The following is a 26,686-nucleotide window of genomic DNA, read 5'->3' as shown; positions in this document are numbered from 1 at the left end:
AGGTCAAGTCAGTGGAAGGGGTATTCGGCGAGGATGCCGTTGATATTGAGGAGGGTGCGGGTGCCCCAGTCGGGGTGGACGGCGTGGACCAGCCGGTGCCATTCGGGGAACCAGATGCGGCGGGCGTCGAGCGTGGGCGGCCGCGACTTGTGCCGGTGGACGGTGTCCAGGGCGATTTGTTTGGCCAGGTGGTCGACGATCCAGTAGGCCAGCTCGGCGGGCGAGGTGGTGGGCCGCTCGAGGATCTGTTTATCGCGCTCCCACGCCTCGAAGGTGAGGCGTTCGGGGGTCACGCGGAAGAAGGGTTCCGCGAAGTTCAGGTGCCCGTGTTCGTCGGCGATCATGGCCGGGACCTGGGCGGCTGGGTGGGGCGCGACCCGGTGGAGGCGGTCGACCCACAGCATGACTTCCTGCTGGATTCGCTCGGGGTCGAATGGCACCGGTCAAGTGTGCCTGAAGATGATCTTGTTCTGTTTCAGACCCCCCGAAACGCGACATTTCCGACACGATCGGGGTCGGTGATGTGGGACAGGAACAGGCGCGCGGCGGGCGTCGGGGTGCGGGTGGTGACGACGTGCCAGGGACGGTTGAGGGGAGTGCCCTCGACGGTCAGCACCTCGAGCAGCCCGGACGCCAGATCGGCGGCAATGGCGTCGGAGTGGATCAGCGTGATGCCGAGCCCTTCCCGCGCCGCCGCCAACGCCGCCCCGTGCGTGCCGAGAGTCAGTGTGGGAGGGCGGATTTGGAGCCGATCGAACAGCGCGAGGGTGGTGTCACGGGTGCCCGAACCCTTGCCGCGCAGCAGCCAGGTGGCCTCGCAAGGATCCGGCCACGCCTTGGGCGCACCCACCACGACCAATTGGCAGGGCCGGCGCGCCCGGGTCACCAGCCCCGTATCGCGCGGCGGCCGCCCGGCGACCACGAGATCGGTTTCGTGGTGGGTCAATTCGAGGTACAGCACATCCCGCGGCTGGATCGAGAGCCCGAGCTCGATATCGGGAAACCGCTGCCGGAACGAGGCCAGCAGCCGCAGCAGCACGTACTCGCCCGCCGTCGCCACCACCCCGATACGCAACCGACCGGTTTCCGCCTCCCGCACCGCCGCATGCGCCTCCTTCATCAATCCGAGGATGCTGCGGCAGTAGTCGGCATACACCCGCCCCGCCTCGGTGAGCGCGATACCCCGCCCGGATTTGGCGACGAGTTTGGCCCCGAGTTGTTTCTCGATGTGTGCCACGGCCGCCGACGCCGCGGCTTCGGTGATGTGCAACTGCGCGGCGGCACGGCGAATGCTGGAGTGCTTGGCAACGGCGAGAAAGGTTTCCATGCGCACCGCGCTCACCGTACCCATGCTTCACGGTAGCAAACCCGACGATTCGGTTGAGCGAGACCAGAAACAATCGAATTGTTTGTCGTTAACGGCCCCGTCATCCTGGGAATCGCAAGTGGTCCAACCGGGTTCGCAGGAGGAATGATGGCCGGATCTGACGATGATCAGCGCAGCCGGTGGGATCCGGGTGTCCAGTCGTATGCGTCGATGGGATACTACGCGCCCGACTATCAACCCAAGGACACCGATGTGCTGGCGGTGTTCCGGGTGACGCCCCAGAAAGGCGTGGACCCGGTGGAGGCGTCGGCCGCGGTGGCCGGTGAATCCTCCACCGCGACATGGACGGTCGTCTGGACCGACCGGCTCACCGCGCACAACCGCTACCAGGGCAAGTGCTACCGGGTCGAGGAGGTGCCGGGCCGGCCTGGGGAGTACTTCGCCTATGTCGCCTACGATCTGGATCTGTTCGAGGAGGGTTCGATCACCAATCTCACCTCCTCGGTCATCGGAAATGTCTTCGGCTTCAAGCCATTGCAGGCTTTGCGTCTGGAGGACATGCGGATTCCCGTCGCATATGTCAAGACCTTTCAGGGTCCTGCGCACGGAATCGTTATGGAGCGCGAATATCTCAACAAATACGGCCGCCCGCTGCTCGGCGCGACCGTGAAACCGAAATTGGGGCTTTCCGCGCGCAACTACGGTCGCGTGGTGTACGAGGCCTGCAAGGGCGGTCTCGATTTCACCAAGGACGACGAGAACATCAACTCGCAGCCGTTCATGCGCTGGCGTGATCGTTTTCTGTTCGCCATGGAGGGCGTGAACCGCGCGATTGCCGAAACCGGTGAATTGAAGGGCCATTACCTCAATGTCACCGCCGCCGACATGGAGGACATGTACGAGCGCGCCGAGTTCGCCAAGTCGCTGGGCAGCGTAATCATCATGATGGACCTCACGGTCGGCTACACGGCCATGCAGTCCATGGCCAAGTGGGCGCGCCGCAATGGCATGTTGCTGCACCTGCACCGGGCCGGGCATTCCACCTACACCCGGCAGAAGACGCACGGCGTGAGTTTCCGGGTGCTGGCCAAGTGGTGTCGATTGATCGGCGTCGATCACGTGCACGCGGGCACCGTCGTCGGAAAGCTCGAGGGCGATCCGCACACGGTGCGCGGCTTCTACGACACCTTGCGCGACGGTCATGTGCCGATGAATCCGGCGAATGGCATCTTCTTCGACCAGGATTGGGCCAGCCTGCCGGGTGTCATGCCGGTGGCCTCCGGCGGTATTCACGCCGGGCAGATGCATCAACTCCTGGATCTGTTCGGCGATGACGTGATCCTGCAATTCGGCGGTGGCACCATCGGGCATCCCATGGGCATCGCCGCGGGCGCGGAGGCCAACCGCGTCGCGCTCGAGGCGGTCGTGAAGGCGCGCAACGAGGGTCGCGATCTGCTTAAGGAAGGCCCCGACGTGCTGCGCAAGGCCGCCGAGATCTGCCGCCCGCTCGATGTCGCGCTCGCGACCTGGGGTGATGTCACCTTCGACTACACCTCCACCGATGCCCCCGACGCCGTCCCCACCGCCACGCGGTGAGCGAAAGACAGGGATTACCAATGCATTTGCGCCAGGGCACCTTCTCGCACCTGCCCGACCTCGACGACACCGAAATCGCCGCCCAGGTCCGCTACGCACTGCTCAACAACTGGCCGGTGTCCATCGAGTACACCGACGACCCGCACCCGCGCAACAACTACTGGGAGATGTGGGGCCTGCCGCTGTTCGATCTGGACGAACCCGACGGCGTGCTCGCCGAGATCAATGCCTGCCGGGCCACGTTCCCGCGCCACTACATTCGCGTGAACGCCTACGACGCCTCCTACGGGCGTCAGACCACGGCCTTGAGCTTCCTGGTCCAGCGCCCCGAGCACGAGCCGGGCTTCCGACTCGATCGCACCGAATCCTCCGATCGCCGCCAGCGTTACGGCTTCCACGCCTACGCCACCGACGATCGGCCGGGCGAAAGGTATGGCGGCTGAAGACGTTTCGGAACGGGAGGATATCGTGAGCACGGAACACCCCGCGGTTCCGGGCGACCGGCAGCCTGCAGCCGGTCGCCCGGCGGGCGGGTTCCAGATGCATCGACCCGGGGTCACGAGCCCCGCACCGGTGCGTGGTACGGCCGTCGATGGTCCTCCCCGACCGGAGGATTCGGCGGCCGACCACCTCGGTCCGCTACCCGACGACGCGCTGTTGGATCTGTCGACCGATATCGCGGGCAAGGACGTCGAGGACACCCTCGCCCGCCTGGACGCCGAACTGGTCGGCCTGGCGAACGTCAAACGGCGTGTCCGGGAAATCGCGGCCCTGCTGCTGATCGATCGCGCCCGTCAGCGCTTCGGGCTTCAGGCTACCCGCCCGACCATGCACATGAGCTTCACCGGTGGTCCCGGCACCGGCAAGACCACGGTCGCCCTGCGCATGGCCGAGATGTTGCACGCGCTCGGGTATATCCGTAAACCCAAGGTGCACACCGTCACCCGCGATGATCTGGTCGGTCAATTCATCGGTCACACCGCGCCCAAAACCAAGGAAGCACTCGCCAAGGCCGCCGGGGGAGTGCTGTTCATCGACGAGGCCTACTACCTGTTCCGCCCCGAGAACGAGCGCGACTACGGGCAGGAGGTCATCGAAATCCTCCTGCAGGAAATGGAGAACGAGCGCACCAGCCTCGTGGTGATCTTCGCCGGGTATCCGGATCGGATGGAGACGTTCTTCTCCGCCAATCCGGGCCTGTCCTCCCGCGTCGCGCACCACATCGAGTTCCCCGACTACACCCACGAAGAACTCATGGCCATTGCCGAACTGATGGTGCGCCAGGAGAACTTCCGTTTCGATCCCGCTGCCGCCGAGGCGTTTTCGCGGTATCTCGCGTTGCGCATGGCGCGGCCGCGCTTCGCCAATGCGCGCAGTGTGCGCAATGCCCTCGACCGGTGTCGGTTGCGCCAGGCCAAGCGCCTGGTCGAACTACACCGACCGGTCGGTCGTGAGGATCTGATCACCCTGACGGACAGCGATGTCCTCGGCAGCAGTGTGTTCGCGGACGCCCCCAACGGCTCTGCGGACTCGAACGGGTCCGCCGACGAGGGGGCCTCTCCATGACCGATTGAGAGTGATTGTGCCCGAAGGACTGAAGACCCTCACCCGCTACACCATCGAATCCGAGCACCGGCACCCCGGCTCCTCCGGTGAATTCTCGGCGCTGCTGAATGTGGTCGCCACCGCGACCAAGATCATCGGTAATCAAGTGACCCGGGGAGCGATCGTCGGCTCCCTGGGCGCTTCCGATGCCGAGAATCTGCCGGTCACCGTACACCGCAAGATGGATGCCATCGCCAATGACATCATGGTGGCCGAATCGCAGTGGACCGGGCCGCTCTCGGCGCTGGTGTCCGAGCAGATGCGCGAATGCCATCCGGTGCCGAGCGAGTATCGGCGCGGGAAGTATCTGCTGGCCTTCGATCCGCTGGACGGGTCCAGCAATATCGATGTGAATCTGCCCGTCGGAACGATTTTCAGTGTGCTGCGCGCCCCCGAGGACGGCCGCGAGGCCACCGGGGAGGACTTTCTGCAGCCGGGCGTGCGGCAGGTGTGCGCGGGCTTCACGCTCTACGGGCCCGCCACCATGCTGGTGCTGACCGTCGGCGACGGCGTGGACGGGTTCACCCTCGATCGCGAGGTCGGCGCGTTCGTGCTCACCCATCCGCGCATGCGAATCCCCGACGACACTTCGGGTTTCGCCATCAATGCCGCCAATGAGCGGTTCTGGGAGCGGCCGGTGCGCCGCTACGTCCACGAATGCCTCGAGGGCGTGGACGGGCCGCGCGGGCGCGATTTCAATATGCGCTGGGTCGCCTCGCTGGTGGCCGACACCTTCCACATCCTCACCCGCGGCGGGCTGTACATGTATCCGCGCGACACCCGGCATCCGGATCGACCGGGCCGGGTGTCGCTGCTGTACGGGGCCAATCCGATCGCGTTCATCGTCGAGCAGGCCGGGGGCGCGGCCACGACCGGGCACGAGCGGGTGCTGGACGTGGTGCCCGAGGAGCTGCATCAGCGGATCCCGTTCATCTTCGGGTCCCGCAATGAGGTCGAGCGGATCGAGCGGTATCACCGTGAGCCGGAGGAGGGGCCGAGTTTCGATGCCTCCCTGTTCGGCTCGCGCTCGCTGTTCCGGTCCTCCCTCCACTGATGTTCCGCCTCGGTCCCGAGTGCGAAACCTGTTGTCCGGCAATCGAGGAGGTGCCATGTCGGTCAAACATCCCGTGGTCGCGATCACCGGGTCGTCCGGTGCGGGGACGACCAGCGTCACGCGAACCTTCCAGGAGATCTTCCGCCGCGAGGGAATCAATGCGGCCATTGTGGAAGGGGATTCGTTTCACCGCTTCGATCGCAACGAGATGAAACTGGCCATGGTCGAAGCCGAACAGCAGCGCAATCTCACCTTCTCGCATTTCGGGCCGGAGGCGAATTTGCTCGGCGAGCTCGAGACGCTGTTCCGCGAGTACGGGGAGACCGGTGTGGGGGCGGTGCGGCGGTATCTGCACGATGACGACGAGGCCAAACCGTTCGGGCAGCCCGCGGGCACCTTCACACCGTGGGAGGAGCTCGCGCCCGGCAGCGATCTGCTGTTCTATGAGGGGCTGCACGGTGCGGCGGTGCACGAGGACATCGATGTGGCCCGGTATGCCGATCTGCTGGTCGGCGTGGTGCCGATCATCAATCTGGAGTGGATTCAGAAGGTCCACCGGGACAAGACCGAACGTGGATACTCCAGCGAGGCGATCATCGACACGATTTTGCGGCGCATGCCCGACTATGTGAAGCACATCTGCCCGCAGTTCTCGCGGACCTATGTGAATTTCCAGCGGGTGCCGACGGTGGATACGTCCAATCCCTTTACCGCCCGGACCATTCCGACCGCGGACGAGAGTTTCGTGGTGATCCGCTTCGCCGATCCGAAGGTCATCGACTTCCCGTATCTGCTGTCCATGCTGCATGATTCGTTCATGTCGCGGCCCAACAGCATCGTGGTGCCGGGCGGCAAGATGGATCTGGCCATGCAGTTGATCTTCACGCCGCTGATCCTGCGGCTGATGGACAAGCGGCCCAAACGGCTGCGCTGAAACAGCTTGCCGGGCAAAAGAAAACGGCGGCCGCCCCGAAGGGACGACCGCCGTGCGGTGCTGGGTCAGAGGCCCGCCGGAACGTTCTTGGCGCGACTCTTCACCTGGAAGGCCGTGATCACCTCGAAGATGCCGATGGCGATCAGCCAGCAGCCGACCACCAGCACCAGCGCGGTGATGGAGCGGAAGGGCTCCACGATCAGCAGACCGCCACCGACGATGAGCAGCACGCCGAACAGGACCTGCCAACCCCGGCCCGGCAGCGCGACATCGGACATCGCGGCCACCAGGGTCGCGGTGCCGCGGAAGATCCAGGTGATGCCGATCCACAGGGCCAGCAGGCCGATGGCCTGGAACTCATTGCGGAAGCAGAAGAAACCCAGAATGAAGGACAGGATCGCGGTGATGAACGACAGCACCCGCATCCAGGTGCTGATGTGCAGACCGAAGGCCGCGATCAGCTGGAACAGACCCGACACGAGCAGGTAGATGCCGAACAGGACACCGGCGACGACCAGGGTGGGTCCGGGCCACACCAGCACCAGGATGCCCAGCACCACCGAGAGCAGACCGGTGACCAGGATCGACTGCCACGCACTGCGGGCCAGTGCTTGGACCGGCCCCTCGTAAACTCCCTCTTTGCTGGTTGTCATGTTCGTCAGAATATGACCAGATAGGACGAATTTCGCTCAATTAGCTCAGTGTTGCGTGGCTGTGACGTAACTCAATCCTCGTCCTCGGCAAGTCGCATATTTCGCCGCACCCAGCGAATGTCGGCGCGCCAGGTGTAGGAGGCGACGATCAGTGAGCCGAGGAAAGCGGCGTTGAGCATGTAATAACCGTCGATGACCAGGGATACCAGGCCACCGATGAGCGCGCCGAGCGCGAACGAAAAATATTGCGTCGCATAGCCGAGCCAGTTGCGGGCGTCGCCCTCACCGGCAATGTGACGCTCCAGGCCCTGTGCGAATTTCACCAGTGTGCCGGTCACATAACTGACCGGGATGGACACCTCACCGTTCTTCACGAACGAGGTGTTCAGCGCTCCCATGCCGAAGGCCACGAAAAGGATCGGGATCAGGCCGATTCCGCGTTCCTCCAGGAAGGCGTCGACGACGGCCGCGCCCAGTAGCGCGCCGGTGGTGAGCATGGTCGCGCCATGCGGATGGTTGGTCCACCAGTAGCGGCGGCAGATCGAGGCCACGAAGACCCCGGCCAGGAAGCAGACGATGATGGCGGCGGCACCGGCCGCGAGGACGTGGTCGCCGGAGAAGTTGCCCAGGACAGCGCGTTCGGTATTGCCGGTCATGAAGGTGACGAAGTAGCCCGCGGAATGGGTGTACGCGGCCGCGCCGATGAATCCCGCCAAGACCGACAGCACCGCCGACAGCCGCATCTCGAGGTCCCAGAAAGGTTCGGGGTCGCGCTTGCGTGTCGAAGTCACAGCAACAGGCTAGCAATCCAAATCGCCGTGCCCGGGAGGTGAAATCCGCGCGACTGTCGGCGCGCCCGCCGGTGCGGTACAGTGCATATGTTAACCGGAATTCACATCCGGCTCGTCCAGTGGGAACAAGGAGAAGTCATGACCTCCGCCGTCATCGTCGACGCCGTCCGCACCCCGTCCGGAAAGGGGAAAATCGGTGGCGGCCTGTCGGAAGTCCATCCGGCGACGCTGCTCTCGGGCGTGCTCCAGAGTCTGGTCGAGCGGACCGGGATCGATCCGGCGCTCGTCGATGATGTGATCGGCGGTTGCGTCACGCAGAGCGGTGAGCAGGCGTTCAATATCTCGCGCACGGCCGTCCTGGCCGCCGGTTTTCCGGAGGCGGTACCCGCCACGACCGTGGATCGACAGTGCGGATCCTCACAGCAGGCGGCGCATTTCGCGGCACAGGGCGTGATCGCCGGGGCCTACGACATCGCCATCGCGTGCGGTGTGGAATCCATGTCGCGGGTGCCGATGTTCTCCAATGCGCAGGGCAAGGACGCCAATCGCGGGCCGATCGCGCACCGGTACCCGGACGGGCTTGTGCAGCAGGGCATTTCGGCCGAGGTGATCGCGGCGCGGTGGAAGTTCGACCGCGCGGCCCTGGACGAATTCGCGGCGCGCTCGCACCAATTGGCCGCCGCCACGGCCGCATCCGGCGGCTTCGACAACGAACTCGTCGCCGCGGGCAACCTGACCGCCGATGAGACGATTCGCCCCAGCACCACCGTCGAGGGGCTGGCCGGGCTGAAGCCCGCGTTCGTGGACGCCGAACTCGAGGCCCGGTTCCCGGAAATCGAATGGTCCATCACCCCCGGAAACTCCTCACCGCTGACCGACGGCGCGTCCGCGGCCCTCATCATGAGCGAGGAGAAGGCTGCCCAACTCGGTCTGAAGCCCCGCGCCCGCTTCCACTCCTTCGCGGTAACCGGTGACGACCCGCTGCTCATGCTCACCGCCGTCATCCCCGCCACCCGCAAGCTCCTGGCCCGAGCCGGACTGTCCATCAACGACATCGACGTCTACGAGGTGAACGAGGCCTTCGCCCCCGTGCCCCTGGTCTGGGCCCACGAGCTCGGTGCCGACCCCGCCAAACTCAACCCCCGCGGCGGCGCGATCGCCCTCGGCCACCCCCTCGGCGCCTCCGGCACCCGCATCCTCACCACCATGCTCAACCACCTCGAACAAACCGGCGGCCGCTACGGCCTCATGACCATGTGCGAGGCAGGCGGCCTCGCCAACGCCACCCTCATCGAACGCCTCTGACCCGGGTCTGAGGACCCGTCCGTGGCGGCGGGTGGACCGACCGCACGGACATGATCCACGCCGATACTCCACGGAGGCTGGCCGGCGGCCGTGCTCGGGCCGGTGCCGGGGCGGTGGAACACGGCTGGCCGCGCTGCTCGGTACCGCCTACCAGCACATCGCTTGTCGGGCGACGAGGTGGGTGGCGTGGCCAACGCGGCAGCACGGCCTCTGACACGCACCACGAATGACCGTCCCGACAACCCGTCGGCTACCGCTGCGGCAGCGGGCGCCTGGCAGGCGTGAGGCCGGTGAGCACCAGGACCGGGTGGGGCTGCGATCCGGATTTGCCGAGGACGGCCGTTCTTCGGCGGCAACCGTCATCGCGTTGCGTCGTAGTCGGGTCGTACGCTGAGGCTCGTTCGAACGGGTGGTGTGGGAGGTGCTGTGAAGGTTTCGTGGGATCAGGTGTTCGGCTGGCGGGTGCGGCGGCAATTCGTGGATCCGCGGACCAGGTTGGATGCCGTTGGTGTTGCGGAGCGGCTGTGTGGGGTGCAGGCGCAGGTGACGTCGGCGGCGGAAACCGCTGTGGCGCTGCGGCGTTCGGTGGGGAAGCCCGGGGCGGTGGTCGAGGCGCTGGGGACGGGTGCACTGATCAAGACGTGGGCCATGCGGGGGACATTGCATGTGCTGCCGCCGGAGTTGGGGGCGGCGGCGCTGTCGTTGATGGGGTCGGCGCGGACGTGGGAGAAACCGGCGTGGACCAAGGCTTCCGGGGCTACGCCGGAGGATGTGGCCGCGTTGGTGAAGGCGGTCGGGGAGATTCTCGACGGTCGGGTGCTGACGCGGGACGAACTGGTGGGGGAGCTGGTCGCCGAAGCCCGCTTCCAGCCGCTGGAGGCGCATCTGCGCTCGGGCTGGGGTTCCATGCTCAAGCCGCTGGCCTGGCAGGGCGCCCTCTGCTACGGCGAAAGCCGCGGCACCGCCGTCACCTTCGGCAACCCCGCCCACCTCATCCCCGATTGGCAGGGCATCCCGGACCCCGACCTCGCCGCCCCAACCGTAATCCGCGCCTACCTCGGCGCCTACGGCCCCACCACCCCGGACATCTTCAACAACTGGCTGACCCGCGGCTTCCTCAGCAAACCCACTGTGCGCCGCTGGTTCTCGGAACTCTCCGCCGAACTCACCGAAATCGAAGTAGAAGGCCGCACCGGCTACTTCCTCACCGAACACCTCGACGACCTGGCCAAAACCAAACCCACCTCGAGGGTCCACCTCCTAGGCCAATTCGACCAATACGTCCTCGGCCCAGGCACCGCCGACCCAATCCTCCTCCCCGCCGACCACCGCACCAAAGTCAGCCGCACCGCCGGCTGGATCTCACCCCTACTCCTGATCGGCGGCCGCATAGCCGGAACCTGGGACATCGACAAGGGCGACCTGGTGGTCTCCATGTTCGACGGCGCACCCGCCCCCACCGCGGAAATCACCGCCGAACTCCCACGCCTCGCCAAGGCCACCGCCCAACCGATCACCGGAATGCGCACGGCCTGAGGCAATAAATCACTCGGCGTGATAACGCTTTTGGTGGATCATCATCGCGTGAAAGCAAACCGGGGGGCGGTTGGCGCGCGGCGTCGGCCGAATCGAATAACTTCGCTACGTCAACCGAATACGAGTCGCACGCGACTGCGCCGCATCACTCGCGCCTGTGTCAGCTGGGGAGGCTGGACCAGGCTGGCGTCGATCACCACGACCATCGCGGCCGTCACCGCGCTGTGGTTCACCAGCCAATCACTGCACGCCACCAATGACCAGTACAGCCTTGCCAGGCAGACCGCCCTCACCGAACGCTTCTCGAAGGCCGTTGAGCAACTGGGCAATCCAGGACTGGACATCCGGCTGGGTGGCATCTATTCGCTGGAGCGCCTGACGAAGGATTCGCCGCAGGATCGCGCGTCGATCTTCGAGGTGCTCAGCGCCTTCGTCCGGACCCACTCTCCGGACAACGCGGACTGCGGCAAGCTCGACGGACCCGACCTCCCGGTCGACATCCAATCGGTGCTGACCGTGATCGGGCGACGCACCGCGGGCGGCCCGGAATCGATCGACCTGAGGGGCGCGTGTCTGTCGAAAGCCGACCTGTCCCATGCAAATTTGCAGCGGACCAACCTCACCGGAGCGAATCTCACGCGGGCGCAACTCGACAAGGCGAACCTCAACCAAGCGGAGCTATCCGAGGCAATGCTGCCCTTTGCCTCGTTGTGCGATGCGGATTTGACACAGGCATTGCTCAGCTCCGCGCATCTGAAGGATGCCGACTTCTCCGGCGCAGCAATGGTCGACACCCAGCTACCGTTCGCGGACCTTCAGGGAGCACAATTCATGGGTGCCGATCTGACGGACGCCATGCTCCACAGCGCTGATCTGCGAGATGCTCACTTCGCGGCCACGCCTGGCACCGTGGCCACCGCCGGGACCGATATGAAGCCGCACATGGCCAGTGTGACCGAGTTGCGAGTGTTCGATGCGAAACTGACGCGGACCGATGTTGGGGACGCGAAGGTCGATGCCGGTACTTGGTGGCCGGACGGATATGTACCGCGGCTTCAAGAGATCAATAGTGACGGGCCGTAAGCACCGGTGGTGACATCCGGGTGGATTCTCAGGGGAGGTCTCAGGGGTTGTCCGGATGTCTGGGGCAGTGGCCGTCCCTACCGTCTAGATATGCGAATCGTGCCGACGGTGACAGTGCTGGCGCTCCTGGGCGCGGCGGGGTGTGCGAGTGTGTCGACGGAGGGGCCGCGGACGGTGTCGACTACGCCAATGGCGGTGTCGGCCAAGCGGGTTGACAAGGTTCGGGCCGATATCGACGGGCTGGTGCGGGATGGGATGCCCGGGGTGGTCGCCACCCTCACCGAGAACGGGCAGACGGTGACGCTGACGGCCGGGGTCGCCGATCGGGCGAAGTCGACGCCGATTCCGATGGCTCCGCCGCAGCAGGTTCGGGTTGGCAGTATCTCCAAAACCTTTGCGGCGACGATCATTATGCAACTGGTCTCGGAGGGGAAGGTCCGGCTCGACGAGCCCGTCGACAGCTATCTGCCGGGGTTGCTGAGCGGCGATGGGGTGGACGGACGGGCGATCACGGTGCGCCAGATCCTCGAACATCGCAGCGGACTACCGGAAATGTCGAACGACCCCGAGGTCGACGAGGTCCAGGCCGTCGCGAATGGCCGCACCTTCACCCCGGCCCAGGAGATCGCCCTCGCACTGCGCAAGCCCGCTCAGTTCGCGCCGGGGGAGCGGTTCAAGTACACCAACACCAACTTCATAGTCGCCGGCATGTTGGTCGAGAAGGTCACCGGCAGAACCTATTCCGACGAACTGACCGGCCGCATCACCACCCCGAATCACCTCACCGACACCTACCTCCCCGGCCCGGGCGAGACCGGATTCCGGGGCCCGCACCTGCAGGGCTATATGACGGTGGACGGCGCATCCACCGACGTCACCCGCTCCGAGCCATCGATTGCCTGGTCCGCGGGCGGCCTCATCTCCACCGGCAACGACCTCAACAACTTCTACCTGGCCCTGGTCGCCGGAAAGATCCTCGCCGACGCGCAGTTACGCGACATGCTCGCGACACAGCCCCGCGCGGACGGCACCGGACTCGACTACGGTCTCGGCATCGGCGCGGCCCAACTCTCTTGCGGCACAGAATTCTTCGGCCACTCGGGAGAAATCAACGGTTACGTCACCATCTCCGGCGCAACCCGAGACGCCCGCGCGGTAACCATCGCCATGAACGACTCCTCGGCCAAGGAACCCAACTGGCTCACCCTCCTCAGCGACGCCCTCTGCCCGTAGTCGATTCACCCTTGCGCGAAACCGCTCGGATTGGCTACTACTTATCGTAGTAGTCAATCCAATTGGTGGGAATGGAGTGGGCGCAATGGAATTCGCGCAGTGCTGTGTGATCGGCGGCGGACCGGCGGGCATGATGGCCGGGCTACTGCTCGCCCGTGCCGGGGTCAAGGTGACCGTGGTCGAGAAGCACAAGGACTTCCTGCGCGACTTCCGCGGCGACACCGTGCACCCCTCGACGCTGCGCCTGCTGGATCGGCTCGGTCTGGGGGAGCGGTTCGCCCGGCTTCCGCACCGCAAACTCGAGCGGATGCGCATGCATGTCGCCGACCGCACCGTCGTGGCGGCCGATTTCAGCCGCATCCCCGGCCCGCACCGCTATATCGCCATGGTCCCGCAGTGGGACTTCCTCGACCTGCTCGCCGCCGCGGCGTCCGCCGAACCGACCTTCACCCTGCGTATGGCGACCGAATTCGTCGGCCTCCGTAGCGAATCCGGCCGCGTCATCGGCGTAGACCTGCGAAATCCGGACGGCACCGTCGAAACCCTCGCCACCGACCTCGTCCTCGCCTGCGACGGCCGCGATTCCGCGGCCCGCGCGGCGGCCGGTCTGCGCCAGCGCATGTTCGAAGTCCCCATGGACGTCTGGTGGCTGCGCATCCCGGCCGAGGCGGGCGCTCACCACGATTCCCAGGTCTTCGCCCGGTTCGCCAACGGCCGGGCCGCCGTCACCATGGACCGCGGCGACTACTACCAAACCTCCTACCTCATTCCGAAGGGCTCCGACGCCCGCCTGCGCGCCAAGGGAATCCCCTGGCTGCGAGACGAACTGGCCCAACTCTTCGGCTGGTCCGCCGACCTGCTCTCCACGATCGAATCCTGGGACGACGTCAAACTCCTGGAAGTCACCATGGGCCGCCTCCCCACCTGGCACCGCCCCGGCCTGCTCTGCCTCGGCGACGCCGCCCACACCATGTCCCCGGTCGGCGGCGTCGGCGTCAACCTCGCCATCCAGGACGCCGTAGCCGCCGCCCGCCTCCTCGCCGAACCCCTCCGCACCGGCACCCTCACCCGCTCCGACCTAGCGAAAGTCCAACGCCGCCGCCAACTCCCAACCGCCTTCACCCAAAAATCCCAACTCTCCGAACACACCCTCCTCCTCGAACCCGCCCTCACCGCCACCCTGACCTCCGTCCCCACCCCCCTCCGCCTCATCGACCACTTCCCCCTCCTCTCCGCCCTCACCGCCTACCTCGGCGGCATAGGCCTCCGCCCCGAAACCCTCTGATCAACCCCACGAGCATGCAATCCAGCAGGCAAACGTCGAGAAGACACCTGCTGGATTGCATGCTCGTGGATGTGGGGGTTAGGGGTGGAGGGACTGGCGGTTGCGGAGGATCAGGGTTGCGGCGACTGCGGAGAGGGTTATTAGGGTGGCGGCGAAAGTTGTTGTGGCGGTGGGGAGGCCGACTGCGTCGCTCAGGTAGCCGACGGAGACGGGGAGGAGGCCGGCGGGGATGTAGCCGCCGACGTTGAAGGCGGCGTTCGCCTCGGCCAGGCGGGTCGGCTGGATGGTGTGGTTGAGGAGGGAGAGGCCGCCCAGTTGGCCGAGGCCCTGGCCGGTGCCCGCTAGGAGGGCGGCGGCGATGAGGGCGGGCGCGGAGTGGGCCTCGATGGCCAGGATGAGGGTGGCCATGGCGAGGGCTGTGCCGAACGCCGAGGCGGTCATGATCGTCGGGCGCGGGAGGGAGCGGACGGCGAACTGGACCGCGGTGGCTGTCAGGAACATGGCGAAGGCCATGGCACCGGCAATGATTCGGCTGGTCGTGCCCAGCAGACCCGAGAGCAGGGACGGGCCCAGGGAGAGGACGAAGGATGTTGCGGTGATTCCGGGGGCGAAGACTGCGATGCCGAGGGCCAGCTGACGAGCGTTGCCACGCGGGACGCCGGGGATGCGGATCCACGACCCGTTGCCGGTTGACGTCGGTCGGGCCAGCGGCATCCGCAGGACGGTCACGAAAGCCGTGGCCAGCAGCGCGATTTCGACCAGGAAGACGGTGACGGTCGGGGCGGGTGCCGTTTCGGAGAGCACTCCGGCGAGCAAGGGTCCGACGCCCGCGCCGAGGACCATGGCGCACGAGGCGAGCAACGCGCCGAGCGGCTTGCGGCCAGGTCCGGCTACATCAGTCACTGCCGCCATGCCCGCCGAAACCGCCGCGCCGACCGCTATTCCGGTCAGCAGGCGGGCGATCATCAAGGCGATCACACTCGGTGCGGTCGCGAAGATCACGCAGGCGACTGCGGCGAGGGTCAGGGCCGGAAGCAGGACCGCCCGGCGTCCCAGCCGATCCGAGGCCACGCCGGACACCAGCAGCGATCCGAGCAGGCCGACGATGTAGAACGCGAAGACCACGGTCATCGTGCCCTTGGAGAATCCGAAGTCGCGCTGCCACAGGACATACAGCGGGGTCGCCGCGTTCGAGAGCACGAAGATCGCCGTCACGGGCCAGGCGGCGAGCCAGATCCACCAGGTCGGTGCGAGGCCGGGCGGGGTCTCGAGGGCCGTCGATTCCCTGGAATCCGCCGGGCGGGATTGTGTCGCAACCACTTCCACTACCTCCAACTCATAGTTCGAATTTACTCGAACTAGTACGAATGAAGTCGAACATAGCATGCTGTACGATCAAAGTCGTACTAGTGATGACCGTGAGGAGTTCGCCGATGTCGACGAAGGTGCGCCCGGTACCGAAGTTCGCGCTCCCGCCCGAGCCGGACGTGGTCCCGGACCCGTTGCCGGAACCGGCCGTCGACGACCTGCGCCTGGAGACCGTCATGGGCGCGCTGAGCGACCCGTTGCGGATCTACATCGTCCAGAAACTGCTGCTCGACTCCGAGGCCTACGATCATCCCTGCGGCTGGTTCGGCATCGACCGCCCCAAATCCTCACTGACGCACCACTTCAAGGCCCTGCGCGAAGCCGGTATCACGCGGCAGCGGCAGTACGGCCTGGAACGCCGTAGTCAGGTCCGGATCGACGATCTCGAAGCTCGCTTCCCCGGCTTGCTCGCCCTCGTCGCCGCCTGGCAGCCCGCGGAGTGACCGCCCGCTAGGCTGCGCGAATGCAGACCGACCGGGAACAGCGACTGATCGACACCGTGGCATGGGTGCGCATCGAGGACGGCCGCATCCTGTGCGCGCGACCGCGCGGCAAGGACGTCTTCTATATCCCGGGCGGCAAACGCGAAGGCGCGGAGACGGATCTGCAAACCCTCGTGCGGGAGATCCGCGAGGAACTGACCGTCGAGATCGCACCGGAAACCGTCGCCCACGTCGGCACCTACGAGGCGCTGATTCCCGACGCCGTCGTGCGGATGGCCTGCTACACCGCCGACTACTCCGGCACCCTCGCGGTCAGCAGCGAGATCGAGGAAATCGCCTGGTTCACCTACGCCGACCGCCCGCACGTGCCGCCGGTGGATCAGCTGTTGTTCGACGATCTGGTGGCCGAGGGCCTGCTCGCGGCCTGAAATCGGGCCCGGAAACTGGAACACGTACCGGATGTGTACTCGCCGGTAATCATACACAGTCTGGCCACAATGTAGAACATGTTCTAGTGTTGTGGGCACAACGTTTCCAGTGCCGGAAAGTTCAGAGGAGCCCACCACCAATGCGTACCGAGATCTGTGATCGCCTCGGCATCGACGTGCCCATTTTCGCCTTCACCCACTGCCGGGACGTGGCCGCCGCGGTCAGCAATGCGGGTGGTCTGGGTGTGCTCGGCGCGGTCGGGTTCACCGCCGAGCAGCTCGAGGTGGAGCTGCAGTGGCTCGACGAGCACGTGCACGGCGTCTACGGCGTGGACCTGGTCATTCCCTCCAAGTACGAGGGCAAGGGCGTCGAGGGCCTGACCCCCGAGGAGTTGGAAGCCCAACTGGCCAAGCTGGTTCCGCAGGGCCACCGCGACTTCGCCGAGAAGATCCTCAACGACCACGGCGTGCCGCACCTGCCGCCGGAGGAGAAGCACAACCAGCTGCTGGGCTGGACCGCCACCACGGTCGCCCCGCAAATCGAGGTGATCCTGAAGCACCCCAAGGCCAAGCTCGTCGCGAATGCCCTGGGCACCCCGCCCGACGATGTCATCAAGCAGATCCAGGACTCCGGCCGACTCATCGGCGCACTCTGCGGTTCGGTCAAGCACGCGCTCAACCACAAGGCCGCCGGGCTGGACTTCGTGGTCATGCAGGGCACCGAAGGCGGCGGGCACTGCGGTGAGATCGCCTCGATGGTGTTGTGGCCGCAGGTCATCGACGCCATCGGCGATATGCCCGCGCTGGCCGCCGGCGGCATCGGCAATGGCCGTCAGGTCGCGGCCGCGCTGGCCATGGGCGCCGCCGGTGCGTGGACCGGCTCGATCTGGCTGACCGTCGAGGAGGCCAATGTGCCGCCCGCGCAGATGCAGACCTACATCGACGCCACCAGCTCCGACACCGTGCGCTCGCGCTCGTGGACCGGAAAGCCCTGCCGCATGCTCAAGAACGACTGGACCGAGGCCTGGGAAGCCCCCGAAAACCCCAAGCCCCTGGGCATGCCGCTGCAGATGATGGTCGCCCTCGACGGCGTCAAGCGCGGCCACCGCTACCCCGAGCAGGCCAAGGACGTGAACTTCAACCCCGTCGGCCAAGTCGTCGGCATGATGAACAAGATGGAACGCTCCGCCGACGTCGTCCAGCGCCTCATCGCCGAATACCTGGAATCCTGCGAGCGCCTCAACAAGCTCAACAACGCCTGACACTCAGCGGAATTCGGCGCGCCGGAAGGGCTACCCGGCGCGCCGAGTCGCACCGTGGCTCCGATCCCCGAGCGGACGACCACGCGCACCGGTCATGGACGCCAACGTGGTCGACCGCTCGCGGTCGGTGGCGTGGAGCGCATTGTCGAGGGTGGCCGTGCTCCCGGATGTCTGGTCGCGGCGGCAAGCCCGGCGCGGAACGGCGGCTTACCGACCGCGGGGTCGGACCCGGATTAGTGTGGGTGGCATGGGGAAGGTGGAGCGGGTGTTGCGGGCGGCGTATTTCGCGCTGCTGGGGGTGCCGGTTGCCTTCGCGCCCACGGGGGTTCGGGCTCGGGTGGTGCGGCGGGTGTTTCGGTCGCCGTTCGAGTTGCGGGAGCCGGGGGTGTGGCGGGCGATCGCGCACTCGGTGTTGGCGCTGGCGGTGGGACTGGTCGCCTGGTTTGCGGCGTTTCTGATGGTTATCGCCGCGGTGCGGGGAATCTTCTATCCGCTGATCGCGGCACACGATTACGAACATTCCTGGGGCGGGCCGACATTGGCGGGGGCGTGGGCGGTGCATTTCGCCGGGGGCGCGCTGCCGTTTCCGCTGTGGGTTCTGCTGATCGCGGGGCTGGGGTGGATTCAGTTGCAGTTGACTCGGCGGTTGCTGGGTCGGGTCGGGCCGTGGTGGCCCGTCCCGATCTCAGTGCTGCTGTTCCTGGGCGGGACAGCGTTTTTCATAGCCTGGCTGCATCAGGTGTGAATCAGCACAGGGGGTACTTGGACCCCGTGAAACCGCCCTCGAGCAAGCAGACCAGGAACTCGACGCCTTCCTTACCGTAAGTGGCCGAGCCACTGGCGGATCCGCTGCCATCGACGTCTTGGGCCGGGGTCAGCACGACCTCCGCCTGCGCAGGTGCGGCGAGTGCAGCCGCCGGTGTCAGCAGTGCGGCCGACACGGTCAACGCGCCGAGGAACTTCCTGGAATTCATTGGGCCTCCATTGTTCTCGATCTTGACGGGGCCCAGTATGGAAGCAGCGTCGACACTGTCGACAGCCCAGCTTTCGGGGACACGAGAATCCGGGGCAGGTGTGAGACCGGTCTCGGAAACGCGCGTGTGGCTTGCCGTTTCGGGTGGTGGATTGCCACGGTGGTCGGGATATGTTGCAGAAGAAGATCTCTTCCCCAGCCCTGCGCCGCGCGCTGAAGGCGGCCGTGTCGCTGCTGTTCGTTGTCGCGCTGGCCGCCGTGATCGCCGTTCTCGAAAACCACGGTGGCTCCGGCAAACCGGATTCGAGCGGGCCACCGGCACCCGATCGCGGCGGCCCGGTGGGGTCGGCCAAGGAGATCAGCGCCCTCTTGGGAAAACTCAAAGTGGCCGATGAGCTACCCATGGCCGGGTATTCCCGGGAGCGATTCCCGCACTGGGACACCGAGAAACCCGAACACGGATTCGGCGACGCCTTCGCGCAATACAGCCGCTGCACGACCCGCGATGTCGTCCTGCTGCGCGACGCGACCGGGCCGGTGAAACTGGATCCCAGCAGCTGCAAATTGACCGTCGGCACCAATGGCGGCTGGCGCGATCAATACGGGGTCATGGACAAGAAGACCAATGCCCTCAAACCCTATAAGTGGACCACCGATTCGTCCGGTCTGGACATCGACCACATCGTCGCGCTGGCCGAGGCATGGCGTTCGGGCGCCTCGAAGCTCGACGACGACACCCGCCGCCACATCGCCAATGACGCGTTGAACCTGGTGATTTCCGATCCCACCGCCAATCGCTCCAAGGGCGATCAGGACCCGTCGAGCTACTTGCCGCCCGGGAATTTCCGGTGCGCCTATATCGGCCGCTACATCCAGGTGAAAGTAAAGTACGGCTTGAACGTCGATGCCAAAGAACAGTCCGCGCTGCAGACCGCGGTGCAGGACTGCACCAGCAAGGGAGATTTCACATAGTCGCCATCGTCGAGATCCGCAGCGAGGCAGCCGTCATGACCCGGGAAGAGGGAACGGTCTCCGGGGATCTCGATGTGACGCTGGATTATTCGGGCCACGGGCTGGTGCGCTATCGCGGCACCGCCACCTGGTACACGATCGGCAATCTCGAAGACGAGGAACCGCGCAGCTGGGACAGCCCCGAGGAGCTGGCCACCGCCATCGAGAACGAGAGCGGTGGCCGCGACGCCGCGGGCAATGTGGTGCCGTTCGAGGCGTGAGCGCCGGTCGCTAGTGCTGGGCGGTCTTCAGTGCCTCGGCCCGCGCCTTGACCGCATCGGTCATATCGATGAACCCGGTGGTCAAGGCGCGGCCCAGCAGACCGGAAACCGCCGGTGCCAGTGCGCCATTGAGCTGGAAGTGCGAGAAGTACCGGGTACGGCCATCCTCGAGCGTGGTCACCGTGTGCGAGCGCTCGCTGCTGAGCAGGCCCAGCGGCAGGGGCTTCATGTTGTAGCTGAATTCCTTGCCCGGCGTGTGAGTTCGGATGAACTCCCGCTGCTTCTTCGGCTTCGGCCCGACCAGCCGCACCTTCATATCGATCGGCGACCCCGGTTCGAGGGTGGTCTTGCACTCCAGGCAGAAGGGATTCCACTCCCCGTACTTGTCCACATCGGTCAGCACCTGCCACACCAGCTCGGCGGGCGCGTCGATCTCCACGGTCTTATCGATGACGAAGGCCATGGGGGAACAATACTGAAACCAGTTCTAAAGCGTCGGCCATGCCCTCCCACTACGGTCGAACCATGACCCTCGCCGACCGCTACCCCCTCCTCTACACCCCCGCCCGCTGGGAGTGGGGCGGCCTCGACGTCCAATTCTCCACCGACCTCCCACCCGACGAATTGGTGACGAACATCCACGTCGTCTGCTTCGTCGGCGACCGCATCGTCCTCTGTCGCGACGACCGCGACGTCTGGTTCCTCCCCGGCGGCACCCGGGAGGCCGGAGAATCCATCGAGTCCTGCGTGATTCGTGAACTGGCCGAGGAAGCGGGTGCCGAATTGGCAGGCCCCCTGCACCCTTTCGGCGCCCACTACGCAACGACCGACCGCCCGACTCCCTACCGCCCTTGGCAGCCCCACCCCCACAAGGCCTGGCTCTGGTGCACAGCCGACGTCCATCTGACGGGCACCCCCACCAACCCCGAAGACGCCGAACACATCCTCGAGGTAGCCCTCTTCCCCCTCCCCGAAGCCATCTCCCGAGCCGCATCCGACGGCCCCCACCTCCCCGACCTCCTCACCCTCGCCGCCTCCCTCCACTAACCCCACGAGCATGCAATCCAGCAGGCATCTTCTCGACGTTTGCCTGCCGAATTGCATGCTCGTCGGGAATGGGGGCACCGGCGGCGCGGAGGGCGGCGGCAGTGCGGGTGAGGATGGTGTGGGGGTGGGTGTGGAGGTGGGACGACGAGACTCGGATTATGGTCCAGCCGAGGGCGGTCAGGCGGGCCTGGCGGTCGATGTCGTGGGCGTACTGGCGCTTGTCGGTCCAATGCTGGGCGCCGTCGTACTCGACGGCCACCTTCCATTCGGGCCAACCCATGTCCAGCCGGGCAACGAAGCGGCCGTACTCGTCACGGACCTCGATTTGGGTGGTGGGTCGCGGAAATCCGGCGGCCAGCAAGAGAAGTCGGGTCCTGGTCTCCTGGGGTGATTCTGCCCCGGCATCCACATAGCCGATGACCTCACGCAGCCTGCCGTTCCCGCGAGCTCGCGGATGATCGGTACTGATCTCGAGAATCCGGCCAGGTACCAGCCCTGTCACCTGGCAGAGCGAATCCAGGACCGCCACAGCCGTTCCGAAGCGCAACCGACGGCCGAGGTCATACCCGGTCCGCTCGGCGGAGGTTACCCGCACACCGTCGATCGATACGACCTCCTGCGGCAGCAGCTCATATTGCCTGGCAACAACTCCTGCTGGAGCGCGAGTGATATTCGGTCCCGACAACTCGGCGGGTTCTTCGGCAAACCACTGCACCCCATGCATCACGAGCGCCGAAAACCCCACCAGCACAGCCTTATCCCCACCCCAGAACGCCGCGGCCAGCGTCCGCCCCCGCGCATCCAACTCGACCCCCTTCGGCAGATAGATGCCGGGATACACCAGCCGATAATCCTTCTCCAGCGCATACCGAGTGACGATCCCCTCCCGCAGCGCCCACTCCCGCCGAATCAGCCCCTCAACCCCCATCCCCGAATTCTCCCGCCCACCCTCCACCACCACCCCCCACTTCCCAACTCCGCACCCCCTTCCCACGAGCATGCAATCCAGCAGAGTCCTTCTCGACGTTTGCCTGCTGGATTGCATGCTCGTCGGGGTCGAATCAGGGGGTGGTGGGGATGGCTTGGGAGATGAGGAGGGTGACTGCGCGGCGGATGCGGGGGGTGTCGGCGGTGATCCACCAGTCTTGGATTAGGCCGCGCATGCCGGAGATGAGGAGGGTGGCGGAGGCTTGGGGGTCGGGGATGGTGGGGTCGATTCGGGTGAGGGAGTTGGTCATTGCGTCTACCAGGACTTCGATGGCGTCGGTGGCGTAGGACTTGAAGGGGCTGTTGGGGACGGTGGCCGCGCCCAGGACCTGGAGGAGGACCGGGAGGCTGGTGGCGAATTGGCCCGCGGTGTTGATTTCGAAAGAGGCGCAGAGGCGGTCGCGCAGGACCGCGGCGGAGTCGATGCCGGTGAAGAGGGCAGCGATGTCGGGGCGCTGGGTTTCCAAGGCGGCGACCAGCATTGCTTCCTTCGTGCCGAAGTAGTGGATGAGCATGCGGGAGCTGGTGCCCAGGTATTCCGCTAGGGGGCGGAGGGAGAGTTCGGACAGGCCGCGGTCGGCGATGTAGGCAATCAGGCCTTCCAGGAGTTCGGCGCGGCGGGCGTGGTCGAGTGGGCGGGGCACGGGTTGACTGTAGCGGGTGGTACAGGTATCCATGTCGGCATGGGTGTAACAAGTGGTACAGAAACTCGGCGGGGTGCGGTGGTCACCGCGATGGCGGCTACCACCTGCCTCGGGGCCGATTTGGAGTCGACGTGGGTGCGGCTGCTGGCGGGGGAGAGCGGAATCGGCACGCTCGCAGATGATTTCGTGACCGAATACGAGCTGCCGGTGCGGATCGGCGGGCGGTTGGTGGCGCAGCCGGGGGAGCAGCTGACGCGGATCGAGCAGCGGCGGATGTCGTTCGTGCAGCAGTTGGCGCTGGTGCTCGCCCGGCAGGTGTGGCGGGAAGCGGGGACGCCGAAGGTCGAGGCGGAGCGGCTCGCGGTGGCGGTCGGCACCGGACTCGGGGGCGGCGAGTCGCTCGTGAACGCGGTCGATTCCATGCGGGCGGGCGGGTACCGCAAGGTGCCGCCGATGACCGTGCCCATGGTGATGCCCAATGGCTCCGCCGCGACCGTCGGACTGGAAATCGGCGCGAAAGGCGGTGTATACGCGCCGGTTTCGGCGTGCGCGTCGGGTGCCGAGGCGATCGCACACGCGTGGCGGCTGATCACCACCGGCGAGGCCGATGTCGTGGTCGCGGGTGGCGTCGAGGGTCATATCGACGCGGTGCCGATCGCCAGCTTCGCCATGATGCGGGCAATGAGCACGCGCAATGACGAACCCCAGCGTGCCTCAAGGCCTTTCGACAAGGACCGGGACGGTTTCGTCTTCGGCGAGGCGGGCGCGCTGCTGGTGCTGGAGTCCGAGGAGCACGCGCGAGCGCGCGGCGCGCAGATCCTCGGGCGAGTGCTGGGCGCGGGCATCACCTCGGACGGCTACCACATCACCGGCACCGCCCCCGACGGCGACGGCGCGGCCCGCGCCATGCGCAAGGCCCTCGCGACAGCGGGATTGACCGGCGACGACATCGACCACGTCAATGCGCACGCGACCGGCACCCCGGTGGGCGACGCCTCCGAAGCGAAGGCGATCATGGCGGTCACCCCGAAAGCCTCGGTGTACGCGCCCAAATCGGCACTCGGCCATTCCATCGGCGCGGCGGGCGCGCTGGAAGCCATGCTCACCCTGCGCACACTCGAGGAGCAGATCATCCCGCCCACACTGAATTTCGAGACCCCGGACCCGGGCACCGAGCTCGATATGGTGGCGGACAAACCCCGCTACCAGGAGTTGCGCTACGCGCTGACCAACTCGTTCGGTTTCGGCGGCCACAATGTCACCCTCGCGCTCGGCAGGGCCTGAGCGAAAGTCGTTGCCTCGGAGGCCGATCAGGGCAGTTTGTCGGTCTGGACGCGGGGATCCAGCTTCCGCAGCGTGTCCGGCCGGTCGGTGAGGCAGGGCCAATCCCGGCTCACCGCTTCGAGAGTCGCGTGCCCTGCGGGAATCAGCGCATCGGCGTCGGGCCGGTCGGCGAGAGTGTCGCCGAGGTGGTCGCTGGCGGGTCGATCCAGGGGCTGGATGACGGTATTGGGCAGGTCCAGCAGCACTGAGAGAATGTCGAGCCGCCCGGGCGGAATCAGCGCACGGGCCGCGGCGAGCGCGGTGGCGGGGACGATGATCGTGTGCCCGGCGTCCGCGGTCGCCCAGACCACGGATTGCACGTAGGCCACGCGGTGCGCCCAGGCGGTGAGCGCGGCGGTGTCGAAGACGACGCCGCCGAGGGTGGGGGCGGCGGGGGTCATGCCGCGCCGCGGTCGCCGCTGGCGTTCTCCTCATCCGATAAGGGGGGCAAACCTTGGACGGCCCGGGCGCGGTTGATCAGATCGAGGGGCGGGCGGCCGCCGAGGGCATTCTCGAGGCGGGCCAGGGATTCGGCGCGGTCGACGCGGGCCTTCACGGACTCGGCGACGAAGCTCGAAATCGAGGCAATGCGGCCGGAAGTGCGCCAATCGTCGAGGGTGGCGGCGATCTCCTCCGGCATCGTCACGGTGATCTTGCGGGTGCGACGCTGTCTTGCCATACCGGGAGGGTACTGCGGTATGCGCGACGGGCGCGAGCTGACAACGCCGGGACCGCGATACCCGATGTTGCGCGCATCCCGCGCGAAAACCGGCTATTCGGATTCGACTGATCCGAAACCTGCCGGTCAGGCGTGGATCCGCGTTCGATACGGTGGAGTGTGTCCACGGCCGTGGGCGCTGCCGCAATTCTCCAGTCAAGAGGACAGAACTAGATGGATCAGAGTTCGATCGCGTGGGCCGACGGTGCGCTCGTCACCATCGACCAGCGGGCGCTGCCGCACGAGCTGCGGGAGCTTCGAATCACGACGGTCGACGAGGTCATCGATGCCATCAAGACCCTGGCCGTGCGGGGTGCGCCCGCGATCGGCGTGTGCGGCGCGTTCGGTGTCGTGATCGCGGCGCGGGCCGCGACCACCGACGGAGTCGTCGACACCGCGCGGGTCGAGACCGAGGCCGCCCGCATCGCGGACGCCCGACCGACCGCGGTGAATCTGGCCTGGGGTGTACAGCGCACGCTGGCCAAACTCCCCGAGGGCGTGCGGGCCATGGAGGCCGAGGCCCTCGAACTGCTCGCCGAGGACGGCCGCGTGAATCTGGCCGCCGCCACCGAGGCCGCCGATCTGATTCAGCGACTCTGCGCCGACCGCCCGCTGCGACTGCTGACCCATTGCAATACCGGCCGACTCGCCACCACCGCCTGGGGCACCGCGATCGGCGCACTGCGCGTCCTGCATCAGCGCAGCGCGCTGGCCGAGGTGATCGTGGACGAGACCCGCCCGCTGCTGCAGGGCGCGCGCCTGACCGCGTGGGAGATGGCCGAAGCCGGTATCCCGCACCGCCTCACCATCGATTCCGCCGCCGCCTGGGCCATGGCGACCGAGCAGGTGGATGCCGTGGTGGTGGGCGCGGATCGCATTACCGCCGACGGTGCCGTCGCCAATAAGATCGGCACCTACATGCTGGCCATTGCCGCCAAGCACCATGGCATTCCGTTCATCGTGGTCGCGCCCGAATCGACCCGCGATATCTCCACCGCGCGCGGATCCGACATCGTGGTCGAGCAGCGGGCCGCGGCCGAGGTGACCGGATTCGGCGGCGTCGCAACGGCTCCCGAGGGCACCAAGACCTTCAATCCGGCCTTCGATGTCACCCCGGCCGAGCTGGTCACCGCGGTGGTGACCGAGTACGGCGTGCTGGGCGACCCGAGCGCGGCGCGGAGCGCTTCTTCCGGCTCGGGGGTCACCGCCTCCGGCTCGACCGTCACCTCCGCGAACGCGGCGGGTACCGAGATCGCCGAGATCGCACGCGGCCTCTACGCCAGCGGCTGGATGCCCGGCACCTCGGGCAATATCTCGGTGCGACAGGGTGATACGGCCGTCATCACCGCCAGCGGCCTGTCGAAGGGCGAGCTCACGGCCACCGACATGGTGACCGTCGCGGTCGTGGACTCCAAGCCGGTCGACGCGTCGGGCCGCAAGCCCTCCGCCGAGACCACCATTCACACCGCCGTCTACCGCACCCGCGGTGCCGACGCGGTCGTGCACGTGCACCCGCCGCACGCCACCGCCGTGTCCATCAAGACCGCCGGATCCGGCGTCACCACAACGCGTTTCGCGGGCTACGAGCTGATCAAGGGCCTGGGTTCGTCCCGCCCCGATCTCATCGACATCCCCGTCTTCCCGAATCACGCCGATGTCCCGCAAATCGGCGCGGACATCGAGAAGTACCTCACCGAGCACCCCGATGCCCCGCCCGTGCTGTTCATCGCCGGGCACGGCATCACCGCCTGGGGCTCGAGCCTGGCGCAGGCCCGCGATCGGGCCGAATGCCTCGAGGCCATGTGCGAACTGACCACTTTGACCGGCCACCGTGAGATTCCGGTGGGCCAGAATTAGTT

The 26,686-nt window shown here is 66.5% G+C and carries 30 protein-coding genes; 19 read left to right on the top strand and 11 right to left on the bottom strand.

Annotated elements, in window-relative coordinates:
• Nucleotides 1–8 precede the first annotated feature (8 nt).
• Nucleotides 9–440, bottom strand: a complete 432-nt coding sequence (locus VMT65_RS25905) for an Imm63 family immunity protein (RefSeq protein WP_326310995.1) — start codon at nucleotides 438–440, stop codon at nucleotides 9–11.
• Between the two features lie 35 nt (nucleotides 441–475).
• Nucleotides 476–1,351, bottom strand: a complete 876-nt coding sequence (locus VMT65_RS25900; protein WP_326310994.1) for a LysR family transcriptional regulator — start codon at nucleotides 1,349–1,351, stop codon at nucleotides 476–478.
• A 123-nt stretch (nucleotides 1,352–1,474) separates the two neighbouring features.
• Here VMT65_RS25900 and VMT65_RS25895 point away from each other — a divergent pair, with 123 nt between their 5' ends.
• The 5 genes from VMT65_RS25895 to VMT65_RS25875 are packed head-to-tail and all read left to right on the top strand — an operon-like array spanning nucleotide 1,475 to nucleotide 6,516.
• A complete protein-coding gene (locus VMT65_RS25895; RefSeq protein ID WP_326310993.1) occupies nucleotides 1,475–2,923 on the top strand; it encodes a form I ribulose bisphosphate carboxylase large subunit in 1,449 nt (482 codons plus the stop codon).
• Between the two features lie 20 nt (nucleotides 2,924–2,943).
• Complete coding sequence (locus VMT65_RS25890) at nucleotides 2,944–3,366, top strand: ribulose bisphosphate carboxylase small subunit (RefSeq protein ID WP_326310992.1); 423 nt, start codon at nucleotides 2,944–2,946, stop codon at nucleotides 3,364–3,366.
• A gap of 25 nt (nucleotides 3,367–3,391) precedes the next feature.
• The gene (locus VMT65_RS25885; RefSeq protein WP_326310991.1) at nucleotides 3,392–4,489 is read left to right on the top strand and encodes an AAA family ATPase; all 1,098 of its coding nucleotides are present in this window, start codon (nucleotides 3,392–3,394) and stop codon (nucleotides 4,487–4,489) included.
• A 16-nt stretch (nucleotides 4,490–4,505) separates the two neighbouring features.
• The gene (locus VMT65_RS25880) at nucleotides 4,506–5,582 is read left to right on the top strand and encodes a class 1 fructose-bisphosphatase (protein WP_326310990.1); all 1,077 of its coding nucleotides are present in this window, start codon (nucleotides 4,506–4,508) and stop codon (nucleotides 5,580–5,582) included.
• A 55-nt stretch (nucleotides 5,583–5,637) separates the two neighbouring features.
• Nucleotides 5,638–6,516 (top strand): phosphoribulokinase, encoded by an 879-nt coding sequence (locus VMT65_RS25875; RefSeq protein WP_326310989.1) that lies wholly within the window; start codon nucleotides 5,638–5,640, stop codon nucleotides 6,514–6,516.
• Between the two features lie 65 nt (nucleotides 6,517–6,581).
• On the opposite strand, the gene VMT65_RS25870 is transcribed toward VMT65_RS25875, so the two are convergent.
• Nucleotides 6,582–7,169 carry an HdeD family acid-resistance protein gene (locus VMT65_RS25870; RefSeq protein WP_326310988.1) on the bottom strand — a complete coding sequence of 196 codons (588 nt, stop codon included), beginning with the start codon at nucleotides 7,167–7,169 and terminating at the stop codon, nucleotides 6,582–6,584.
• 71 nt (nucleotides 7,170–7,240) lie between these two features.
• Entirely contained in the window at nucleotides 7,241–7,912 is a 672-nt protein-coding gene (locus VMT65_RS25865) for a YoaK family protein (RefSeq protein WP_326311198.1), read from the bottom strand.
• Nucleotides 7,913–8,098: 186 nt separating this feature from the next.
• Here VMT65_RS25865 and VMT65_RS25860 point away from each other — a divergent pair, with 186 nt between their 5' ends.
• The 5 genes from VMT65_RS25860 to VMT65_RS25840 all read left to right on the top strand — a co-directional run bounded on the left by VMT65_RS25860 (nucleotide 8,099) and on the right by VMT65_RS25840 (nucleotide 14,402).
• Nucleotides 8,099–9,265, top strand: a complete 1,167-nt coding sequence (locus VMT65_RS25860) for a thiolase family protein (protein WP_326310987.1) — start codon at nucleotides 8,099–8,101, stop codon at nucleotides 9,263–9,265.
• Nucleotides 9,266–9,691: 426 nt separating this feature from the next.
• Entirely contained in the window at nucleotides 9,692–10,801 is a 1,110-nt protein-coding gene (locus VMT65_RS25855; RefSeq protein WP_326310986.1) for a winged helix DNA-binding domain-containing protein, read from the top strand.
• A 48-nt stretch (nucleotides 10,802–10,849) separates the two neighbouring features.
• Nucleotides 10,850–11,884, top strand: a complete 1,035-nt coding sequence (locus tag VMT65_RS25850; protein WP_326310985.1) for a pentapeptide repeat-containing protein — start codon at nucleotides 10,850–10,852, stop codon at nucleotides 11,882–11,884.
• Between the two features lie 90 nt (nucleotides 11,885–11,974).
• Complete coding sequence (locus VMT65_RS25845; protein WP_326310984.1) at nucleotides 11,975–13,117, top strand: serine hydrolase domain-containing protein; 1,143 nt, start codon at nucleotides 11,975–11,977, stop codon at nucleotides 13,115–13,117.
• An 85-nt stretch (nucleotides 13,118–13,202) separates the two neighbouring features.
• Nucleotides 13,203–14,402: an FAD-dependent oxidoreductase gene (locus VMT65_RS25840; protein WP_326310983.1), complete on the top strand. Its 1,200-nt coding sequence runs from the start codon at nucleotides 13,203–13,205 to the stop codon at nucleotides 14,400–14,402.
• Between the two features lie 78 nt (nucleotides 14,403–14,480).
• Here the strand turns inward: VMT65_RS25840 and VMT65_RS25835 are convergent, their stop codons facing one another.
• On the bottom strand, nucleotides 14,481–15,722 hold the full coding sequence (locus tag VMT65_RS25835; RefSeq protein ID WP_326310982.1) for an MFS transporter: 1,242 nt from the start codon (nucleotides 15,720–15,722) through the stop codon (nucleotides 14,481–14,483).
• Between the two features lie 113 nt (nucleotides 15,723–15,835).
• Here VMT65_RS25835 and VMT65_RS25830 point away from each other — a divergent pair, with 113 nt between their 5' ends.
• From VMT65_RS25830 to VMT65_RS25815, 4 genes are all read left to right on the top strand, one after another.
• A complete protein-coding gene (locus tag VMT65_RS25830; protein WP_326310981.1) occupies nucleotides 15,836–16,213 on the top strand; it encodes an ArsR/SmtB family transcription factor in 378 nt (125 codons plus the stop codon).
• A 20-nt stretch (nucleotides 16,214–16,233) separates the two neighbouring features.
• Complete coding sequence (locus VMT65_RS25825; protein ID WP_326310980.1) at nucleotides 16,234–16,641, top strand: NUDIX hydrolase; 408 nt, start codon at nucleotides 16,234–16,236, stop codon at nucleotides 16,639–16,641.
• Nucleotides 16,642–16,781: 140 nt separating this feature from the next.
• Complete coding sequence (locus tag VMT65_RS25820; RefSeq protein WP_326310979.1) at nucleotides 16,782–17,903, top strand: NAD(P)H-dependent flavin oxidoreductase; 1,122 nt, start codon at nucleotides 16,782–16,784, stop codon at nucleotides 17,901–17,903.
• A gap of 247 nt (nucleotides 17,904–18,150) precedes the next feature.
• On the top strand, nucleotides 18,151–18,648 hold the full coding sequence (locus VMT65_RS25815) for a sensor domain-containing protein (protein ID WP_326310978.1): 498 nt from the start codon (nucleotides 18,151–18,153) through the stop codon (nucleotides 18,646–18,648).
• Nucleotide 18,649: 1 nt separating this feature from the next.
• Here VMT65_RS25815 and VMT65_RS25810 read toward each other — a convergent pair whose 3' ends face one another.
• Complete coding sequence (locus VMT65_RS25810; protein WP_326310977.1) at nucleotides 18,650–18,877, bottom strand: hypothetical protein; 228 nt, start codon at nucleotides 18,875–18,877, stop codon at nucleotides 18,650–18,652.
• 170 nt (nucleotides 18,878–19,047) lie between these two features.
• Between VMT65_RS25810 and VMT65_RS25805 the strand changes: the two genes are divergently transcribed.
• Both VMT65_RS25805 and VMT65_RS25800 read left to right on the top strand, forming a co-directional pair.
• Nucleotides 19,048–19,848 carry an HNH endonuclease family protein gene (locus tag VMT65_RS25805; protein WP_326310976.1) on the top strand — a complete coding sequence of 267 codons (801 nt, stop codon included), beginning with the start codon at nucleotides 19,048–19,050 and terminating at the stop codon, nucleotides 19,846–19,848.
• A 35-nt stretch (nucleotides 19,849–19,883) separates the two neighbouring features.
• On the top strand, nucleotides 19,884–20,108 hold the full coding sequence (locus tag VMT65_RS25800) for a hypothetical protein (protein WP_326310975.1): 225 nt from the start codon (nucleotides 19,884–19,886) through the stop codon (nucleotides 20,106–20,108).
• 10 nt (nucleotides 20,109–20,118) lie between these two features.
• On the opposite strand, the gene VMT65_RS25795 is transcribed toward VMT65_RS25800, so the two are convergent.
• Complete coding sequence (locus VMT65_RS25795) at nucleotides 20,119–20,571, bottom strand: SRPBCC domain-containing protein (RefSeq protein ID WP_326310974.1); 453 nt, start codon at nucleotides 20,569–20,571, stop codon at nucleotides 20,119–20,121.
• A gap of 62 nt (nucleotides 20,572–20,633) precedes the next feature.
• On the opposite strand from VMT65_RS25795, the gene VMT65_RS25790 reads away from it, so the two are divergent.
• Nucleotides 20,634–21,155: an NUDIX domain-containing protein gene (locus VMT65_RS25790; RefSeq protein ID WP_326310973.1), complete on the top strand. Its 522-nt coding sequence runs from the start codon at nucleotides 20,634–20,636 to the stop codon at nucleotides 21,153–21,155.
• Here the strand turns inward: VMT65_RS25790 and VMT65_RS25785 are convergent.
• Together VMT65_RS25785 and VMT65_RS25780 are read right to left on the bottom strand one after the other, a co-directional pair.
• Complete coding sequence (locus VMT65_RS25785; protein ID WP_326310972.1) at nucleotides 21,130–22,083, bottom strand: endonuclease domain-containing protein; 954 nt, start codon at nucleotides 22,081–22,083, stop codon at nucleotides 21,130–21,132. The genes VMT65_RS25790 and VMT65_RS25785 overlap by 26 nt on opposite strands.
• Before the next feature lie 133 nt (nucleotides 22,084–22,216).
• Nucleotides 22,217–22,786 carry a TetR/AcrR family transcriptional regulator gene (locus VMT65_RS25780; RefSeq protein WP_326310971.1) on the bottom strand — a complete coding sequence of 190 codons (570 nt, stop codon included), beginning with the start codon at nucleotides 22,784–22,786 and terminating at the stop codon, nucleotides 22,217–22,219.
• A 39-nt stretch (nucleotides 22,787–22,825) separates the two neighbouring features.
• Between VMT65_RS25780 and VMT65_RS25775 the strand changes: the two genes are divergently transcribed.
• Entirely contained in the window at nucleotides 22,826–24,070 is a 1,245-nt protein-coding gene (locus VMT65_RS25775) for a KasA/KasB family beta-ketoacyl-ACP synthase (RefSeq protein WP_326310970.1), read from the top strand.
• A gap of 26 nt (nucleotides 24,071–24,096) precedes the next feature.
• Here the strand turns inward: VMT65_RS25775 and VMT65_RS25770 are convergent, their stop codons facing one another.
• Nucleotides 24,097–24,510: a hypothetical protein gene (locus VMT65_RS25770; RefSeq protein WP_033091132.1), complete on the bottom strand. Its 414-nt coding sequence runs from the start codon at nucleotides 24,508–24,510 to the stop codon at nucleotides 24,097–24,099.
• Nucleotides 24,507–24,788, bottom strand: coding sequence for a hypothetical protein (locus VMT65_RS25765; RefSeq protein ID WP_326310969.1), 282 nt, complete (start codon nucleotides 24,786–24,788; stop codon nucleotides 24,507–24,509). Before VMT65_RS25765 ends, VMT65_RS25770 begins: the two co-directional genes overlap by 4 nt.
• Nucleotides 24,789–25,001: 213 nt before the next feature.
• On the opposite strand from VMT65_RS25765, the gene mtnA reads away from it, so the two are divergent.
• A complete protein-coding gene (gene mtnA / locus VMT65_RS25760; RefSeq protein WP_326310968.1) occupies nucleotides 25,002–26,684 on the top strand; it encodes an S-methyl-5-thioribose-1-phosphate isomerase in 1,683 nt (560 codons plus the stop codon).
• Nucleotides 26,685–26,686 lie beyond the last annotated feature (2 nt).

Source organism: Nocardia sp. CDC153 (assembly GCF_035818515.1).
Taxonomy (GTDB): domain Bacteria; phylum Actinomycetota; class Actinomycetes; order Mycobacteriales; family Mycobacteriaceae; genus Nocardia.
The sequence above is the reverse complement of the archived record's forward strand: the minus strand, read 5'-3'. Positions and strand labels throughout refer to the sequence as shown.